Source organism: Ruegeria sp. AN6 (assembly GCF_056540425.1).
Window position 1 is genome coordinate 416,861 of record NZ_JBQFWR010000002.1, and the last position, 16,152, is coordinate 433,012.

The 16,152-nt window shown below is 55.6% G+C and carries 18 protein-coding genes; 11 read left to right on the top strand and 7 right to left on the bottom strand.

What is annotated here, in order from left to right; all coding sequences use genetic code 11:
• The first annotated feature begins 196 nt into the window (after window positions 1-196).
• Window positions 197-1,321, top strand: a complete 1,125-nt coding sequence (locus ACR0MQ_RS06260; protein ID WP_480606706.1) for a porin — start codon at window positions 197-199, stop codon at window positions 1,319-1,321.
• A gap of 185 nt (window positions 1,322-1,506) precedes the next feature.
• Window positions 1,507-2,838, top strand: a complete 1,332-nt coding sequence (gene tig / locus ACR0MQ_RS06265; protein ID WP_170473353.1) for a trigger factor — start codon at window positions 1,507-1,509, stop codon at window positions 2,836-2,838.
• A 97-nt stretch (window positions 2,839-2,935) separates the two neighbouring features.
• Here the strand turns inward: tig and ACR0MQ_RS06270 are convergent, their stop codons facing one another.
• The 6 genes from ACR0MQ_RS06270 to rpsF all read right to left on the bottom strand — a co-directional run bounded on the left by ACR0MQ_RS06270 (window position 2,936) and on the right by rpsF (window position 6,771).
• Window positions 2,936-3,790, bottom strand: a complete 855-nt coding sequence (locus ACR0MQ_RS06270) for an acyl-homoserine-lactone synthase (RefSeq protein ID WP_170773181.1) — start codon at window positions 3,788-3,790, stop codon at window positions 2,936-2,938.
• Between the two features lie 119 nt (window positions 3,791-3,909).
• Window positions 3,910-4,611 (bottom strand): LuxR family transcriptional regulator, encoded by a 702-nt coding sequence (locus ACR0MQ_RS06275; RefSeq protein WP_170472255.1) that lies wholly within the window; start codon window positions 4,609-4,611, stop codon window positions 3,910-3,912.
• Between the two features lie 279 nt (window positions 4,612-4,890).
• Window positions 4,891-5,376: a lytic transglycosylase domain-containing protein gene (locus tag ACR0MQ_RS06280; protein WP_010442080.1), complete on the bottom strand. Its 486-nt coding sequence runs from the start codon at window positions 5,374-5,376 to the stop codon at window positions 4,891-4,893.
• A 153-nt stretch (window positions 5,377-5,529) separates the two neighbouring features.
• Window positions 5,530-6,150 (bottom strand): 50S ribosomal protein L9, encoded by a 621-nt coding sequence (rplI, locus tag ACR0MQ_RS06285; RefSeq protein ID WP_010442081.1) that lies wholly within the window; start codon window positions 6,148-6,150, stop codon window positions 5,530-5,532.
• 12 nt (window positions 6,151-6,162) lie between these two features.
• Entirely contained in the window at window positions 6,163-6,390 is a 228-nt protein-coding gene (gene rpsR / locus ACR0MQ_RS06290; protein WP_005608650.1) for a 30S ribosomal protein S18, read from the bottom strand.
• Between the two features lie 27 nt (window positions 6,391-6,417).
• Window positions 6,418-6,771, bottom strand: coding sequence for a 30S ribosomal protein S6 (gene rpsF, locus ACR0MQ_RS06295; protein ID WP_029622013.1), 354 nt, complete (start codon window positions 6,769-6,771; stop codon window positions 6,418-6,420).
• A gap of 268 nt (window positions 6,772-7,039) precedes the next feature.
• On the opposite strand from rpsF, the gene ACR0MQ_RS06300 reads away from it, so the two are divergent.
• Entirely contained in the window at window positions 7,040-7,558 is a 519-nt protein-coding gene (locus tag ACR0MQ_RS06300) for a hypothetical protein (protein ID WP_010442083.1), read from the top strand.
• Window positions 7,559-7,684: 126 nt separating this feature from the next.
• Entirely contained in the window at window positions 7,685-8,257 is a 573-nt protein-coding gene (locus ACR0MQ_RS06305; protein WP_480606711.1) for a YceI family protein, read from the top strand.
• A 52-nt stretch (window positions 8,258-8,309) separates the two neighbouring features.
• On the opposite strand, the gene ACR0MQ_RS06310 is transcribed toward ACR0MQ_RS06305, so the two are convergent.
• Window positions 8,310-9,539 (bottom strand): cytochrome b/b6 domain-containing protein, encoded by a 1,230-nt coding sequence (locus tag ACR0MQ_RS06310; RefSeq protein ID WP_480606713.1) that lies wholly within the window; start codon window positions 9,537-9,539, stop codon window positions 8,310-8,312.
• Between the two features lie 172 nt (window positions 9,540-9,711).
• Between ACR0MQ_RS06310 and fabD the strand changes: the two genes are divergently transcribed.
• The 7 genes from fabD to mltG all read left to right on the top strand — a co-directional run bounded on the left by fabD (window position 9,712) and on the right by mltG (window position 16,050).
• Complete coding sequence (gene fabD / locus ACR0MQ_RS06315; RefSeq protein WP_480606716.1) at window positions 9,712-10,650, top strand: ACP S-malonyltransferase; 939 nt, start codon at window positions 9,712-9,714, stop codon at window positions 10,648-10,650.
• Between the two features lie 45 nt (window positions 10,651-10,695).
• A complete protein-coding gene (fabG, locus tag ACR0MQ_RS06320) occupies window positions 10,696-11,433 on the top strand; it encodes a 3-oxoacyl-[acyl-carrier-protein] reductase (RefSeq protein WP_170585173.1) in 738 nt (245 codons plus the stop codon).
• Window positions 11,434-11,642: 209 nt separating this feature from the next.
• Window positions 11,643-11,876: an acyl carrier protein gene (locus ACR0MQ_RS06325; RefSeq protein ID WP_008756330.1), complete on the top strand. Its 234-nt coding sequence runs from the start codon at window positions 11,643-11,645 to the stop codon at window positions 11,874-11,876.
• 139 nt (window positions 11,877-12,015) lie between these two features.
• Window positions 12,016-12,555, top strand: a complete 540-nt coding sequence (locus ACR0MQ_RS06330) for a GNAT family N-acetyltransferase (protein ID WP_170540590.1) — start codon at window positions 12,016-12,018, stop codon at window positions 12,553-12,555.
• Between the two features lie 123 nt (window positions 12,556-12,678).
• Window positions 12,679-13,422, top strand: coding sequence for a 1-(5-phosphoribosyl)-5-[(5-phosphoribosylamino)methylideneamino]imidazole-4-carboxamide isomerase (locus ACR0MQ_RS06335; RefSeq protein WP_010442089.1), 744 nt, complete (start codon window positions 12,679-12,681; stop codon window positions 13,420-13,422).
• 204 nt (window positions 13,423-13,626) lie between these two features.
• Window positions 13,627-14,892: a beta-ketoacyl-ACP synthase II gene (gene fabF, locus ACR0MQ_RS06340; RefSeq protein ID WP_170540584.1), complete on the top strand. Its 1,266-nt coding sequence runs from the start codon at window positions 13,627-13,629 to the stop codon at window positions 14,890-14,892.
• A complete protein-coding gene (gene mltG, locus ACR0MQ_RS06345; RefSeq protein WP_480606721.1) occupies window positions 14,893-16,050 on the top strand; it encodes an endolytic transglycosylase MltG in 1,158 nt (385 codons plus the stop codon).
• Window positions 16,051-16,152: the final 102 nt, after the last annotated feature.

Here is a 16,152-nt window from a genome sequence, read left to right on the forward strand (position 1 = left end):
TTCTTGCATGGTTATTAGAGTCGCTTCTGGGACTCGATCAATGAATTGAAATTAATGCAGAATTCTTGCCTTCGACGCAGATACCTGTGGCGATAAAGCAATGAATGCTGAACTTGAGCCGGGTATCATTGGAAATGCAGGAACCGATGAGCATTTGAGCAGTATCAAACTTAAAGAACCATCTACGGTGAATGACATGACAGTGAAATATAAACTGACTTCCTTAGCAGCAGCTTTTGCTGCAACAACCGCAATACCTGCCGCCGCCGAACTTAAATATGAAAACAACACAGGTGGTTATGTGTTGCTATACGGGCAGCTGCACCCTGCGTTGATCTCGGTCGATGATGGAGAAGACACCGAGACCCGCGTGCTGGACAACGACCTTTCGAATAGCCGGGTCGGTCTTGAGGTGTTACAGCCTTTTGGGAACAACGATTTCACATTCCGGCTGGAAACCGGATTGGGACTTCCGAATTCAAGCGAGTGGAACCAGCTAGGCACTGATTTCAGCGGTTGGACTCGCGAAGACATCCGGCATGTAGATTTCGCTCTGGCGGGTGATTGGGGTAAATTCTCTGCTGGTCAGGGCAGCATGGTGGCGGACGGTGCTGCCGAAGCGGACCTGTCCTATGTCGGGACCGCGCTGTATTCTTTCACGAATGACGAGAACGGCGGTTTTTTCTATCGCGGTACTGACGGTTTCCTCAGCGATATTACCGTAGGCGATTCCAGCAGCAACTTTGACGGCGCGCGTCGTGGCCGTGTTCGTTATGATACGCCCGAGTTCAGCGGATTCACCGCTGGGCTAGCATATGGTCAGAACATCCTGTCCAGCGACGATGACGACGACTATTATGATGTTGGCCTCAGGTACAATAACACCTTCGGTGGCGGGGTCGAGTTTGCTGCAGCCATTGCTTACTCGGTTCGTTCGGCTGACGATGGATCAGGGGATCGCAAGGATACCATCGGTTCCGCGTCCGTTCTGCTGCAGAGTGGGTTGAGCTTCACCGTCGCTGCGGGCACGCGCGACAATGATGCGGACGGTGCGTCTGATCCGAACTACTTCTATGGGAAGATCGCGTATGAAGATCAGTGGGTCTCTTGGGGCAAAACCGGTATCGGGATCGACTACTATTCGGGTTCGGACTTCGTGAATGACGGGTCCAGCACAGACGCTTGGGGCATCGCTGTCGTTCAGCGTATCGACAGCATCAATACAGATGCCTACCTGAAATACCGCAATCACGACTTCGAAGATGGCGCTTCGTTCGACAACAACGAAGCCTGGGTGTTGGGCGCCCGCTGGAAGTTCTGAGCTGTCAACTCAGTGATGATCAAACGCTCCGGCCTGCGCCGGGGCGTTTTTTCGTCTGTGGTATGGGCAAAACGGGGCTGAAAAGGCCTTTGCCTCTTGCACGCGGGCTGCTGGGCAAATAGAAGGCGTCAAATTTGCCCGGCGCGCCCGTTTTGCGCGCCCCGAATCCTATGGGGACTACCATAATGCAGGTTACCGAGACGCTGAATGAAGGTCTGAAACGCGGGTACAACATCGTTGTGACCGCTGCCGAGCTGGACAACAAGGTCAACGAAAAGCTGACCGAAGCGCAGCCCGAAGTTGAAATGAAGGGTTTCCGTAAAGGTAAAGTGCCGATGGCGCTGCTGAAGAAGCAGTTTGGCCAGCGCCTGCTTGGCGAAGCGATGCAGGAAACCATCGACGGTGCGATGAATAAGCACTTTGAGGACAGCGGTGAGCGTCCTGCACTGCAGCCTGAGGTCAAGATGACCAACGAGGACTGGAAAGAAGGCGATGACGTAGAAGTTGCTATGTCCTACGAAGCACTGCCCGAAATTCCAGAGGTTGACCTGAAATCGGTCGAGCTGGAGAAGCTAGTTGTCAAAGCTGATGACGCTGCCGTTGAGGAAGCGCTGAACAACCTGGCCGAAACTGCCCAGAACTTCAAAGCGCGTCGCAAGGGATCGAAAGCGAAAGATGGCGATCAGATCGTGTTCGACTTTGTTGGCAAGGTTGATGGCGAAGAGTTCGAAGGTGGTTCGGCTGAAGATTACCCGCTGGTTTTGGGGTCGAACAGCTTCATCCCTGGCTTTGAAGAGCAGTTGGTTGGCGTAAAAGCCGAGGAAGAAAAAGACGTGAACGTCACCTTCCCGGAAGAATACGGTGCCGAGCATCTGGCCGGTAAAGACGCCGTATTCACCTGCACCATCAAAGAAGTGAAAGAACCGGTTGCAGCCGAGGTTGACGACGAACTGGCAAAGAAATTTGGTGCCGATGATCTGGCTGCTTTGAAAGAACAGATTGGTGAGCGCCTGGAAGCGGAATATGCCGGTGCGTCGCGTGCGGTTATGAAGCGCGCGCTATTGGACGTGCTGGACGAGAAAGTTTCGTTCGACCTGCCGCCCTCATTGGTGGAAGCCGAAGCCAAACAGATTGCACATCAGCTGTGGCACGAAGAGAACCCTGAAGTTGAAGGCCACGATCATGATCCGATCGAGCCCACCGACGAGCACAACAAACTGGCCGAGCGCCGCGTGCGTCTGGGCCTGTTGCTGGCAGAGCTGGGCCAGAAGGCCGAAGTCGAAGTAACCGATGCCGAGATGACTCAGGCGATCATGAACCAGGCACGTCAGTACCCAGGTCAAGAACGTCAGTTCTTTGAGTTCGTGCAGCAGAACGCACAGATGCAGCAGCAATTGCGCGCGCCGATCTTTGAAGACAAGGTTGTCGACTACATCGTCGAGCTGGCTCAGGTTGCAGACAAAGAAGTCAGCAAAGACGACCTGCAAAAAGCCGTTGAGGCACTGGAAGAGGAATAATCCTCTTCCTCCTCCCAGCCTGGGGCCACAAAAAAGCGGAGCCGTCTGGAAATTAGACGGCTCCGCATGGGTGGCTTTGTACTATGAGGTGAGGGGGTCAGGCCTCATTAGCAAAAGCACGGGGGGTCTGTAACAGAGCGGTCTTTTGCTCTGGGGTGAATGTATCGGTCAGCGCTTCGATCAGTTTCAGCACTGCCTGTCTTTCCACTTTCGTCTTGGCCGCACTCATCTGTTCGACAAAATACTTCTCAAGATCGGTGAGCGGTTTGTGGTCGCGGTTTGCCGGGTTGGCAGTCGCTGCCTTTTTTGCCTCGAAGAACTCCAATGCCTTTTCTTCTTCGATAAAGACATCGTGGTGGATGTCAGCAAATTCTCGAAGGCCCGAAATCCTTTCTTCCGTGCAATCCAGCAGGGCCGCCATCGCCGGCACTTTGCCCATCGGTACTGTTTCGCCAACATAATCGTAGGGCGCACAGTTCGAGCGTTTGAGGACGCGGTTCATGACCGGGTCGATGACGGTGATGATGTCTAGAATACCCGCGCTGCGGCAATACTCCAGTGATCCAATCATCAACTCACAGGTCGCATATGAGACCGAGTTTTTCTCTTTTCCTCGAGTCAAACGCTGCGTATCGACACAGAAGCGGGTCGATTCCCACATGGTCGCACTGCGCATTGGTGCTTCACCGCATAAGATATCCGAGAACACATCCGAAAGCATGTGTGGGCCAGTGGTCTGGAGTGCACGTACTGCGGCCACGACGTTCCCCTCATCGTCAAGACCGATTACATATGCAGGATCCAGATGATCGAATTGATCGATTTCTTTCCCATCTTGGATGTTAACGTCCCAACCAAGTCGCCCGCCAAAAACCCGAGCGCGCAGTTCGAACATATCGTCAAGAACTTCGGTGAACAGATGTCTGTTCAGCCCATCAACTACCAAAATCATGTTAACCCCCTTCGAGTGATCTGTCTGTGGATAAGACGTTACTCGGTTTCCACAGCGAATCTATTGGGGGTTTCCCGTAATATTGGCTTTTTTTAGCCCAATTTTGGCAAGATTTGGCTTTACCCTGGGTAGATTAAGCCGATTCCGATGGCGCGACCGACGGCCTGCGGAGTCGTCAGTGCATTAAGCTTTTCGCGAGAAGAGCGCAAGTGCACCTCAACCGTACGGTGCGAAATCGACAGAATATCGCCGATATCCTGCTGTGATTTGCCTGCCGCGGCCCATTGCAAAATCTCCAACTCGCGGCTGGAGAGGGTCGGGTGGTACAGCATTCGGCTGATTGTATCCGACGTCATGACGTTGTCATGAATGTGTACGGCCAAAGATTGCAGGTCACTTATCACGTTGGGCACCAGTTTCTTCCACTCTTCCCGGCTGCATTCACGCACGGCGCTGAGCAGGCCGATATCTCCGTACGGCCCGCGCACAGGAATCGTAATGCCCTGATCTGGAATGCCAAAATCATGTGCATCACGGAAAACGCGCTGGAAATCCTTGCCGCGTTCCAGACGGCTCCAATCGACCGGGGCGATGCTGCGCTGGCTCATGTGCAGCGTCGGATCGATCAGGTGCAGGCCTTGCTCTTGATAGTGGGTTTTCCAGTCGTCCCCATAAGTCACGTGGCCGTGGATCGTCCCCGCAGCAGGGTTCATACCCGCATAGGCTGCGTGGTCCATTTCGTACTTGTCACAGACTTGGCGCAGGAACTCGTCATATCGAGTATCCTGTTCTGGAAGGGTGCTGAGATCAACAATATCCATACGGCAACGACCAGCTAGACCCGAGTGAGCGGGCGGATCCCTTATCCAGGAAAAAAGATACTGTCTTCCCTGACGTCAACAAGGACACCACATTTCCCATATCATGACAAGCAGCTAGGGGAAATGTCTGCCTTTTAAAGGGAAATGTGCCTTTGGTGCACATCTTTATGGCGTCCTTTGCTCAGGTCAATGTCAGATTTGTGGTGCCCATTCCGAAGTTTATCGGGTGTTTGAGTGGTTATGCGCATACTTTACGAGGTGAATGCGCATTAATAACGTCTATTTTGTGGCGGAAACTAGGCCGGTTTCAACTAGCATACCCCTCTTCTTAGCTTCGGGGTAATACCCTTTCGCATAGAGAAAAATAGCGCGCTGTTGATCGCCGTCCGACAATAGCCAGGCGCCGCGTAGGTATTTACCTGCAAATTCCAGATTTGTGTCTGCGTCCAGCAATCCCTGGGCATTACCAGCATAGCCCATAGATCGCGCGGTCGCAGGCAGGATCTGCAGCAGCCCATAGTAGGGGCGGTTCACCGCCCAGGGGCGATGTGTGCTTTCGCGGATGGCAAGTTTGTGCACCAACTCTCGTGGAAGCTCATAGTGATCGGCCCATTTGTTGATCGAGGCACGCAGTTCCGGCGTCTCATTGGGATAGAGGGGCGGGTCGGAGGTGTCGGTGCCACCTGAAGCGTTTGGGCCACCACAGGCGGCAAGTGGCGCAATGAGCAACAAGGTCAAAACGCTGCGGCGAAGGAGAGGGGTCATGTACATGCTCCTGATATCGAAGGGCGATGATATGAAACCTTCGCCGGTCCGCAAGTCTAGGCGATCAATCGGGCTAAATCTTGCTGGTGGCGATAAGAAAACAAAAAAGGCCGCACATAAGTGCGGCCCTTTGGATTCGTAGAAACAGCCGGATCAGGCTTTGGCTTCGTCTTCTTCAGCCGGAGCTTCTTCGGCGACCAACTCATCGTCATCCGACGCAGCCGAGCCGATGTCGTCAAAGAGTTCAGCGATTTCGAATTCAGCGGCGGCTTCTTCTTCAGCAGCCAGTTCCTGAATCGATTTACCCGATGCCTGCAGTTCGGCTTCTTCTTCCGAACGGGCAACGTTCATCTTGATCTCGACTTCAACCTCGGGGTGCAGTTTGACTGCCAGCGAGTGAAGACCCAGTTCTTTGATCGGCGCGATCAGGACAATCTGTTTCTTGTCGACGGTGAAGCCTGCGTCGGTCGCCGCGTCTGCAGCGTCACGCGGGGTGACCGAACCGTAAAGAGCGCCGGCATCTGACGCCGAGCGAATCACGATGAACTGCTGACCGTCCAGCTTTTCAGCCAGCGCTTCAGCTTCTTTCTTGGTTTCCAGGTTGCGTGCTTCAAGCTGCGCTTTCTGGGCCTCGAACGATGCGATGTTCGATTCGGATGCGCTCAGTGCTTTGCCCTGAGGCAGCAGGAAGTTGCGGGCGTAGCCGGGCTTGACGTCAACGACGTCGCCCATCTGACCCAGTTTCGCAACGCGTTCCAGAAGGATAACTTGCATGTCAGTCTCTCCTTACTTCACGGCGTAGGGCAGCAGGGCGAGGAAGCGGGCGCGCTTGATAGCACGGGCCAGTTCACGCTGCTTTTTCGCCGAAACGGCGGTGATGCGCGAAGGTACGATCTTGCCGCGCTCTGAGATGTAGCGCTGCAGCAGACGGGTGTCTTTGTAGTCGATTTTCGGCGCGTTCTCACCCGAGAACGGGCAGACCTTGCGGCGGCGGAAAAATGGTTTTGCGGCCATGGGTTATGTCCTTTCGTCAGGCGTTGATCAGCGGCGCTCGCGGCGACCTTCGCGCTCATCGCGCTTTTGCATCTGGACCGAGGGGCCCTCGTTGTGCTCGTCGACCTTGATGGTCAGAACGCGCATAACGTCGTCATGCAAGCGCATCAGGCGTTCCATTTCCTGAACCGCGCCCGAAGGGGCATCGGTTTTCAGAAAGGCATAGTGGCCTTTGCGGTTCTTGTTGATCTTATAAGCCATCGTCTTAACGCCCCAGTACTCGCTGTCGACGACGTTGCCGCCGTTGTCAGCCAGAACGGTGCCGAAATGTTCGACAAGGCTTTCTGCCTGCGCGTTGGACAGATCCTGACGCGCGATCATTACATGCTCATACAGTGGCATGTGCACTCCTGTTTATATCAAGGCGCATTTCAAAGGCGGGGTCATTGGTCCTTCGCGACCCTGCCACGAGAGGCTGCGCGATTCATAACCTTTGCGAAGGATGGCCCCGTATACACGTTTGCGCGGTCGGGGCAAGCCCTGCCATGGATGCCTTGGTGAAGTCGCCCAATTTCCTTTGGTGTGCCCAATTCCTGACGCTTTTCGCCCCGAGGTTGTTCATGAAGACCGGAGTACCCGGCAGTTTGGAAAAATTAGACAGGGCAAGACAATGGCCGTCATGAACACAAACACTTTTGAACAATCTGCGTCTCGCGCAGCATTTGAGAAATCAGTTCCCGTTCTGATTACCTTCGCGCCGAACTGGCGCGCACGGATCGTTCTTATGCGTGTCGTAGGGGCTTTTCTGATCCTCTCGGCATTTTCAATGTGGCTTATGCCTGGCTCTGTCATGGGGGCCGAAGTTTGGCCGATCAAACTGGCCGCATCGATGATGTTCCTAATTGTTGGCGTCAGCCTGCTGACCATCGAGGTCATGGATTCACGCCCAGATGCCTATTTTGATCCGATCCGCCGCGAAGTTCGCATTTTGCAGAAGAATGAAAACGGTCGGCCGCAAACGGTTCTGCGCCGCAGCTACGACTCGCTGGGCGGTGCACGATTTGCGGATGATCAGGTTGAATTGTTTGATGTGGATGGCAGCCTGCTGATGAAGCTGCCGCTGCAATCGGCCGATGTCAGCTCAGCGCTGAAAGGTCAACTCAGCCAGAACGTAACAATTTTCGCCTGAATTTTATTCTGTTCAAAAAGGAACAGATTCTGTGAATCAAAAAAACTTGTGTGCTGCCCTTGGGCAGCACATTTTTGTTGGTGAGCAACCCACCCGGTTTGCGACAACACCATTGCGGAGATTGTTATGAAATCCACCCTTCTTGCCGCTGCTCTGGCTGTTTCGGCCACGACTGCATTTGCCAGCGCTGAAAAATATACTCTGGATCCAAGCCATAGCCAGATCATCTTCAACTACAACCATCTGGGTTTTTCGACCACCTACGGTATGTTCTCGGGCTTTGAAGGCGAGATCATGTTTGATCAGGAGAACCCCGCTGCTTCAAGCGTGAATGTGTCGATGCCAGTTGTTGAGATGTTCACGGGCTGGAAGCCGCGTCAAGACCACTTCATGACCGAAGATTTCTTCGGCGTGACTGAGGGTGATCTAATCACGTTTACCTCTACTGGTATTGAAGTTACCGGCGAAAACACTGCCAACATCACGGGCGATCTGACCATGAACGGTGTTACGAAATCGGTCGTACTGGACGCCAAGCTGAACCAAGTGGGCGAACACCCAATGGCGGGCAAACCCTGGGCCGGTTTTGACGCCACCACAACACTGGTGCGCAGCGAGTTCGATCTTGGCCAGTTTGCACCCTTTGTCAGCGACGAAGTCGAGGTTCGCATTTCGGTAGAGGCCCAGAAGGCCGACTAATTCGACGTTGACGAACTCTATTACCGCCGGAGGCAACCCTCCGGCGGTTTTTTCATTCCTGGTCGCGCTCTGCCGTCAATTCAACTGTGACAGCGACAGTGAAGCCTAACGAATCTTCAGTGGGTTGCGATGTGCCGACGTTGAAATCCATGCGGTTGAGCTCCAGACTGCCGGACATGGTCGCTTCGTCGTCCGCAATCTCCAGCGTGAACGGCAGAACAACATCAACCGATTTATCCCGGATCGTCAGAGGCCCACGTGCTTCGTAGCCTGTTTCTGTTTTGAGAAGATCAGCTTTGAATTGAGCCGTGGGAAATGTCTTGCTGTCGAAGAAATCCGCACCCATCGCCTGATCGGTGACCGTACCAAGGCTGAGTGATCCGATCGCAATGGTCACATCGACCGATCCCGCCAGTCCCGGTTCGGTGGGGTCCTCGAACGCAATCGCCGCAGTCCAGTCGGCGAATTCACCGGTCACCGGGCTCCCCAACTGGGAAATCGTGATCGACAGGGTGCCTTCCTCAACTTCCCACTCTGATTGGACATCTTCAAGCTCTGCAGTGTCCACCGAGGCTTTGCCGTGGTCGTCAAACTCGCCAGTGGCCCAGCCGCCCACGAGCACTGCAGCCCATATTGCTAAAGCGGCAAACGCGGGTACGGTCGAATGGTGCTGTGCTGGTGGCTGTGGCGCCTCGGACCGACCCGGCAGCATGCGGCGCAGAGTGCTGTCTCTGTCCACGACATGGTGTTTCAACGCGCCCGCGATATGTAGCAAGAGCGATCCGGCCAGGACCAAGATGAATAACCAATGAAAGGCGGCGGTTAGCTCGGCGAGAAATGCCGATTTTGGAACAAACGGCAGGTTCTGACCGAACGGCCAGAGAATTGGGGCAAAGCCTTCGGCGGCGGCGTGGTGGATCCAGCCACTGAGTGGAACCAGTATCAGCGAACCGTAAAGTAACCAGTGCACGGTTTCGGCGGCAAAGGCCTCGGGCTTGTTATCGGCGTTGAGCAGACCGGGTTTTGTTTGGTTTAGAGCCCAGAGGATTCGTGCCAGAGCCACGAAGAACACGGTGACCCCGACGGTCTTATGCAACGAAAATAGCCGGGCCGCGCGGGCGATATCATCCTCGGTCGTTTGGATGTTTGGATCATATATCGCGTGGGCCAGTTCATTCGCGAACCAACCCAGTGGCAGAGCCGTCAGGATCAGCAGTGCAGTCAACCAATGAAATGCTTTGGTTACACCACCATAGCTGGACTGGGTATTTGTCAGGGGCATTGTTTAGCTCTCCGCATTTCTGGGTTGCGGGTAAGTTAAAGGGATGCTGTGCGGACACAAGGCGGAGAAATGCACAGTCAAGGTGTCCTGATGCAGAACGCATGCAACGCTTGTGCAGCGTCGTCAGTCAGTTTACACCCCGCCGCAATCTAACGTCATCCATGAGGTTGCAATGACACGCGCATTCGTTTTCCCGGGGCAGGGCGCCCAGACCATCGGAATGGGCAAAGCACTGGCCGACGCCTATCCCGCCGCGCGCGCCATTTTCGATGAGGTCGATGAGGCCTTGGGCGAAAAGCTGAGCGATCTGATCTGGGAAGGCGATATTGCTGAATTGACGCTGACGCAAAATGCCCAGCCTGCGTTGATGGCGACATCGATGGCAGCGATGCGTGCACTGGAGGCTGAAGGGGCGTCAATCTCGATGGCGTCCTATGTGGCGGGACACTCGCTGGGTGAATACTCGGCTTTGGCCGCTGCCGGTGCTTTGTCGGTTGCTGATACCGCACGGCTGTTGCGGACGCGCGGACAGGCGATGCAAAGCGCTGTACCAGTAGGTGAAGGCGCAATGGCCGCAGTCTTGGGTCTGGACCTAGAAGCAGTGCGTCTGGTGGCCGAAGAGGCCGCGCAGGGAGAAGTTTGTCAGGCTGCCAATGACAACGATCCGACTCAGGTTGTCGTGTCTGGTTCAAAGGCCGCTGTTGAGCGCGCAGCCGAGATCGCCAAGGAAAAAGGCGCCAAACGCGCAATTATGTTGCCGGTAAGTGCTCCATTTCACTGCGCGCTGATGCAACCTGCTGCAGATGTAATGGCAGAAGCTTTGGCTTCTGTGGAAATCAAGGCACCTGCCGTGCCGCTGATCGCCAATGTGCGCGCCGAGGCTGTGACTGACCCGGATGTGATCCGTCAGTTGCTGGTTGAACAGGTCACCGGCTCGGTTCGGTGGCGCGAAAGCGTGCAGTACATGGTCGCGCAAGGTGTGACTGAGGCGTGGGAGATTGGCGCGGGTAAAGCTTTGTCGGGCATGATCCGCAAGATCGATCGTGCTCTGGCCTGCACAGCGGTCGGGACGCCCGAGGATGTACAAAAAGCCGTTAACCCCGGCGCATAAACAAAGGACAGTCGCTGGATTTCGGCGGCCAGAGAGGAAACATAGATGTTTGATTTGACAGGTAAGAATGCGCTGATCACTGGCGCGTCGGGTGGCATTGGCGGCGATATCGCCCGCGCGCTGTACGACGCTGGTGCCACAGTTGGCCTATCCGGAACGCGCGTGGAGCCTCTGCAAGCGTTGGCTGAAAGCCTCGGTGAACGCGCACATGTCCTGCCTTGTAACCTGAGCGATCCCGAAGCCGTCGAGGCCCTGCCGAAACAGGCGGCTGAGGCGATGGGCTCGGTTGATATTCTGGTCAACAACGCAGGCATCACGCGCGACAACCTGTTCATGCGCATGTCGGATGAAGAATGGCAGAGCGTGATCGACGTGAACATGACCGCCACGATGAAGCTGTGCAAAGGAGTGATCCGCGGCATGATGAAGGCGCGCTGGGGCCGGATCGTGAATGTTTCGTCCGTTGTAGCCGCGATCGGGAACCCGGGTCAGGCGAACTATGCCGCCTCCAAGGCTGGTATGATCGGCTTTTCCAAAGCGCTGGCCCATGAGGTTGCGACCCGTGGGATCACCGTGAACGCAGTTGCGCCGGGCTTCATCACCACCGCAATGACCGAGAAGCTGACGGATGAGCAAAAGAAGGGTCTGCTGCTCAAGGTTCCGGCCGGTCGGATGGGTGATCCGCAGGAAATCGCAGCCGCTGTGCTGTATCTCGCAAGCCCCGAAGCAGGTTATGTTACCGGAAGCACCTTGCATGTGAACGGCGGTATGGCCATGTTGTAATCGCAATTCGGGGCGGATGCGAAAGCGTTTGCCTTGTGCGTTGTCTGTGCTATAGGCGGCGCATATGCGCAGGAACCGGTCCAAGGGCCGGTTCTCTGATTTCCCGGGGACCCGGGACCCAAACCGCCCGGAAAGGGCAAAACCAGTCCATCCCGAACGGGCAAGGGCAGAACCGGGCGGACAGCCCTGAAATGAAATGAGGAATAGACATGAGCGACGTCGCAGATCGCGTAAAGAAGATCGTTGTTGAGCACCTGGGTGTTGAAGAGGACAAGGTTGCTGAAAACGCCTCGTTCATCGACGATCTGGGCGCAGACAGCCTGGACACCGTTGAGTTGGTAATGGCGTTCGAAGAAGAGTTCGGCATCGAGATTCCAGACGACGCTGCCGAGACCATCCAGACCTTTGGCGACGCGGTCAAATTCATCAGCGAAGCTTCCTAAGCTTATCGTTCGAAGACAAAAGCGGCGCTTCCGGGCAACGGAAGCGCCGTTTTTTTTTGCCTGACGTAATTCGCACTTGCCTTGATCTGTTGAGAATTCGCAATCTGGCGCTTGAGGCAAAAAATGAGCGGGTAAGGGCATGATAAGATCCATCCCGATGATCAATACGGCGCGTCTGACCTTGTGTGCGATGCGCCCCGAGGATTTCAACCGTTTCGCCGAGATCTGGCGTGATCCGAAAGTTGTGCGCCATATCGGTGGCACCCCGAAGACGCGTGGCGAGGCCTGGGATTCCTTCTTGCGCAACGCTGGCCACTGGCAGATGACCGGTTTCGGTCAATGGGGTGTGATGCTGCAATCGAATCGCACTTTGATCGGGCAGGCCGGGTTCTTTTTCGGCAACCGCGAGCTTGGAGAGGATTTTGATGGCTTCCCCGAAGCAGGGTGGGTTCTGGACCCAGAATTGCAAGGGCAGGGGTACGGGCGCGAAGCCGCACAAGCTGCGCATGACTGGTTCGATCGCGTCATACCCGGCCCGCTTGTCGCGCTGATTGATGCGGACCACGCAACGTCTCAGCGACTGGCTGAGAAGTTGGGCTACAAGCTGCTGCGTGAGGCGGAGTATCTTGACACGGCGGTTCATTTGTTTCGCCGTGATGGACCTCCGGCGCGGGTCTGAAACACTTATACTTGAGCAATGCCGCAAACGGCATTTACTTTGCCGATCCCGGGAAAAGATGGGAGGGGCGGCGGAGATATGGTATCGTGGTATTGCCATTTGAGTGAGCGGAGGAAAAGGCTCATGAGAATTTATCCCACGATGGAACTACAGAACGGTCGCTGTGTGACGCTGGACAAGGGGCGCCTGGATGACGCGATGATCTGGCATGTGAATCCGGTAGAGACCGCGCGAAGCTGGTCGGCTGCAGGCGCAGCATGGATGCAACTGACGGACTTCGATGCCATCGAAGGACGTGACACCAATGCAGAGCTGGTTGAAGAGATCATTCGTTCGTCCGAGATGTCCGTGCAGTTGGCCGGTGGCATGCGGACGCGCGAGCAGGTTGAATATTGGATCAACAAAGGCGCTGGACGAATCGTAATCGGGACGTTGGCGGCCTGGGACCCTCAATTGGTCAAAGAACTGGCTAAGCTGTATCCTGATCAGATCGTATTGGCGGTTGATGTCTGGCAAGGCCAGGTGATGACCGAAGGTTGGCGAAGCCAGAGCGCCTTTACACCGGAAGCGTTCATTGAAGCATTTGCAGATACACCATTTGCGGCCATTTTGGTCACTGACATCGATAGCGACATGGAAGATGTCGAGGCGCAGCTGGGGCTGATCTCGGGTCTCGCCGAGAAATCACGCACACCGATCATTGCAAGCGGCGTCGTCCGTACTGCAGATGATATTTCGCGCCTTGCCTATATATCGAATATTTCAGGTGCAATCGTTGGTCGCGCACTGTTCCGCAAAACAGTTGATTTGTCCGAAGCGTTGGAAGTTGCAAAATCGGCGCATGAGCCGGTCGCTGAATTCCAGTAAACATAGCGCAACAGAAAACCCGGCCGTTATATGCTTGATGTCGGTCGGGTTTTCACTTTTTCACGCATTTTAGATTAAATGGCAGAGTTTTGAACGATTTCCGGTTTGGGGATACCGAGCCAGATTCTGCCGTTGCTCTTGCCCCCGCACCCCGGGCCGGGGTATGAGCGGTTCTCATAACAGGAAGCAGGCAAGAGGCACTTCATGCGCAGAGTCGTCGTAACCGGTCTTGGATTGGTCACTCCTTTGGCCAGTGGGGTTGAGGAAACATGGTCGCGGCTGCTGGACGGCGAGTCTGGTGCGGGCCCGATCACACATTTCGACGCTGAGGCAAGCGGGGTCACCACGACCTATGCCTGCGAAGTGCCGCGCGGGGATGGCACCGACGGGACGTTCAATCCCGATGATTGGATGCCACCGAAAGAGCAGCGCAAGATTGAGGATTTCATCCTCTATTCGATCGCGGCTGCCGAGATGGCCTGCAAGGATGCCAATTGGCTGCCCGAGGACGAAGAAGACCGCCTGCGCACGGGCGTTCTGATCGGATCGGGTATTGGCGGACTTGGGTCGATTGCCAACACAGCAAATCTGATCCGTGACAAGGGTCCGCGTCGAGTGTCACCGTTCTTTATTCCGGGCGCTCTGATCAATCTGGCCTCGGGTCAGGTATCGATCCGGCATGGATTTAAGGGGCCGAACCACTCTGTCGTGACCGCGTGCTCGACCGGTGCTCATGCGATCGGCGACGCCAGCCGCATCATCCGCGCCGGAGATGCAGACGTGATGATCGCGGGCGGTGGCGAGGGCTGCATCTGCGAAATCGGTATCGCAGGCTTCAACGCCTGCAAGGCCTTGTCGACCAAATATGCCGATGATCCTAAGAAGGCGAGCCGCCCCTATGATATTGACCGCGACGGTTTCGTCATGGGTGAGGGCGCGGGTATCGTGGTTCTTGAGGATTACGAACACGCTAAAGCTCGTGGTGCGAAAATTTACGCGGAGGTGCTGGGTTACGGTATGTCCGGCGACGCCTATCACATCACTGCTCCGTCTGAGGATGGCGACGGGGCCGAACGCTCGATGAAAGCAGCGCTGCGCAGCGCGGGGCTTGAGCCGAAGGACCTAGACTACATCAACGCGCATGGCACTTCGACCATGGCGGATACGATTGAATTGGGCGCGGTCGAGCGCCTGCTGGGGGATCACGCCAGCAACGCGACCATGACCTCGACCAAATCGGCCACCGGTCATCTGCTGGGCGCTGCTGGCGCGATTGAGGCAATCTTCTCGATCCTTGCGATCCGCGATCAGGTCGCCCCGCCGACCATCAATCTGGACAACCCGGCGGTTGAAACTCCGATCGATCTGGCCCCGAATGCCAAGCGCGAGCGTGAGATCAATGTGGCCTTGTCAAACTCGTTCGGATTTGGTGGCACCAACGCAAGTGTGATCTTCGGAAAGGTCAGCTAAATGTGGCGAGCGCTCGCTTCGAACGCGTTGACTATTCTGATCGTTGGCCTGTTCCTGATGGGTGGCGTCATCCTGTGGGGGCAGTCGCAATACAAGTCCGAAGGTCCCCTAGAAACTGCGATCTGCCTGCAGGTAAAGCCGGGCTCTAACATGACAAGAGTCAGCCGTGATCTAGAGGATCAGGGTGCGATCAGCAGCGGATTGATTTTCCGCTTAGCTGCTGATTACGCAGACAAATCTCAGCAGCTGAAAGCGGGTAGTTTTCTGGTTCGCGAAGGCGCGTCGATGGAACAAATCGTCGACGACATAACCCATAGCGGCGCCAGCACCTGCGGGACCGAAATCGAATACCGCATCGGTGTGACCCGTATGCAGACCCGCGTGCGCGAACTGAACCCGGCGACACTGGACTTCGACGAAGTCGCATCCTTCGTAGTCGGTGAAGAGGAAGCGCCTGAAGCCTATGCAGAAAAACGCGGCGAGGCGGATACGCGCTATCGCATTTCTCTGGCCGAAGGCGTCACTAGTTGGCAGATTGTCGAGTCGCTGAAAGCGATGGATTTACTGACCGGCGAGGTGGCCGAATTGCCCGCCGAAGGGATGTTGGCCCCTGATAGCTACGAGGTCAGGCCCGGTGAAGATCGGAATGCAATTCTTGCTGAAATGCAGGAAAAACAGCAGCTTAGAATAAATGCGGCGTGGGAGGGGCGTCAGGACGGTTTGCCTTTGAACAGCCCTGAAGAGATGCTGGTTCTGGCTTCGATCATCGAAAAAGAAACGGGTCAACCGGAAGAGCGCGGCCAAGTGGCCAGCGTTTTCGTTAATCGTCTGAACCAAGGTATGAGGCTGCAGACTGACCCGACCGTGATCTATGGCGTGACCAAGGGGCAGGGCACCTTGGGTCGCGGATTGCGGCAAAGCGAACTGCGCCGCGCGACGCCTTGGAACACCTATGTCATCGAGGGGTTACCGCCCACCCCGATCGCCAATCCGGGTCTTGCGAGCCTTGAGGCTGCGGTGGCACCTGACAACACGGATTTCATCTTCTTCGTTGCAGACGGGACCGGTGGTCATGCCTTTGCAGAGACCCTGCAAGAGCACAATCGCAACGTCGCAAAGTGGCGCGAGATCGAGGCAGAGCGAAATTCAGGGAACTGATCTGATCGTCCGACTTGTACAGGTTTGAAACGGCATGTTGTCCGACTTGTACAGCATGAATTCATAGCCCCAATAAAGAAACGGCCCGGTCATTCGACCGGG

Bases quoted from the DNA above. Each gene is read 5' to 3' on its own strand.
- ACR0MQ_RS06260 (WP_480606706.1), top strand. From the start codon at position 197: ATGACAGTGAAATATAAACTGACTTCCTTAGCAGCAGCTTTTGCTGCA.
- tig (WP_170473353.1), top strand. From the start codon at position 1,507: ATGCAGGTTACCGAGACGCTGAATGAAGGTCTGAAACGCGGGTACAAC.
- ACR0MQ_RS06270 (WP_170773181.1), bottom strand. From the start codon at position 3,790: ATGATTTTGGTAGTTGATGGGCTGAACAGACATCTGTTCACCGAAGTT.
- ACR0MQ_RS06275 (WP_170472255.1), bottom strand. From the start codon at position 4,611: ATGGATATTGTTGATCTCAGCACCCTTCCAGAACAGGATACTCGATAT.
- ACR0MQ_RS06280 (WP_010442080.1), bottom strand. From the start codon at position 5,376: ATGACCCCTCTCCTTCGCCGCAGCGTTTTGACCTTGTTGCTCATTGCG.
- rplI (WP_010442081.1), bottom strand. From the start codon at position 6,150: ATGCAAGTTATCCTTCTGGAACGCGTTGCGAAACTGGGTCAGATGGGC.
- rpsR (WP_005608650.1), bottom strand. From the start codon at position 6,390: ATGGCCGCAAAACCATTTTTCCGCCGCCGCAAGGTCTGCCCGTTCTCG.
- rpsF (WP_029622013.1), bottom strand. From the start codon at position 6,771: ATGCCACTGTATGAGCATGTAATGATCGCGCGTCAGGATCTGTCCAAC.
- ACR0MQ_RS06300 (WP_010442083.1), top strand. From the start codon at position 7,040: ATGGCCGTCATGAACACAAACACTTTTGAACAATCTGCGTCTCGCGCA.
- ACR0MQ_RS06305 (WP_480606711.1), top strand. From the start codon at position 7,685: ATGAAATCCACCCTTCTTGCCGCTGCTCTGGCTGTTTCGGCCACGACT.
- ACR0MQ_RS06310 (WP_480606713.1), bottom strand. From the start codon at position 9,539: ATGCCCCTGACAAATACCCAGTCCAGCTATGGTGGTGTAACCAAAGCA.
- fabD (WP_480606716.1), top strand. From the start codon at position 9,712: ATGACACGCGCATTCGTTTTCCCGGGGCAGGGCGCCCAGACCATCGGA.
- fabG (WP_170585173.1), top strand. From the start codon at position 10,696: ATGTTTGATTTGACAGGTAAGAATGCGCTGATCACTGGCGCGTCGGGT.
- ACR0MQ_RS06325 (WP_008756330.1), top strand. From the start codon at position 11,643: ATGAGCGACGTCGCAGATCGCGTAAAGAAGATCGTTGTTGAGCACCTG.
- ACR0MQ_RS06330 (WP_170540590.1), top strand. From the start codon at position 12,016: ATGATAAGATCCATCCCGATGATCAATACGGCGCGTCTGACCTTGTGT.
- ACR0MQ_RS06335 (WP_010442089.1), top strand. From the start codon at position 12,679: ATGAGAATTTATCCCACGATGGAACTACAGAACGGTCGCTGTGTGACG.
- fabF (WP_170540584.1), top strand. From the start codon at position 13,627: ATGCGCAGAGTCGTCGTAACCGGTCTTGGATTGGTCACTCCTTTGGCC.
- mltG (WP_480606721.1), top strand. From the start codon at position 14,893: ATGTGGCGAGCGCTCGCTTCGAACGCGTTGACTATTCTGATCGTTGGC.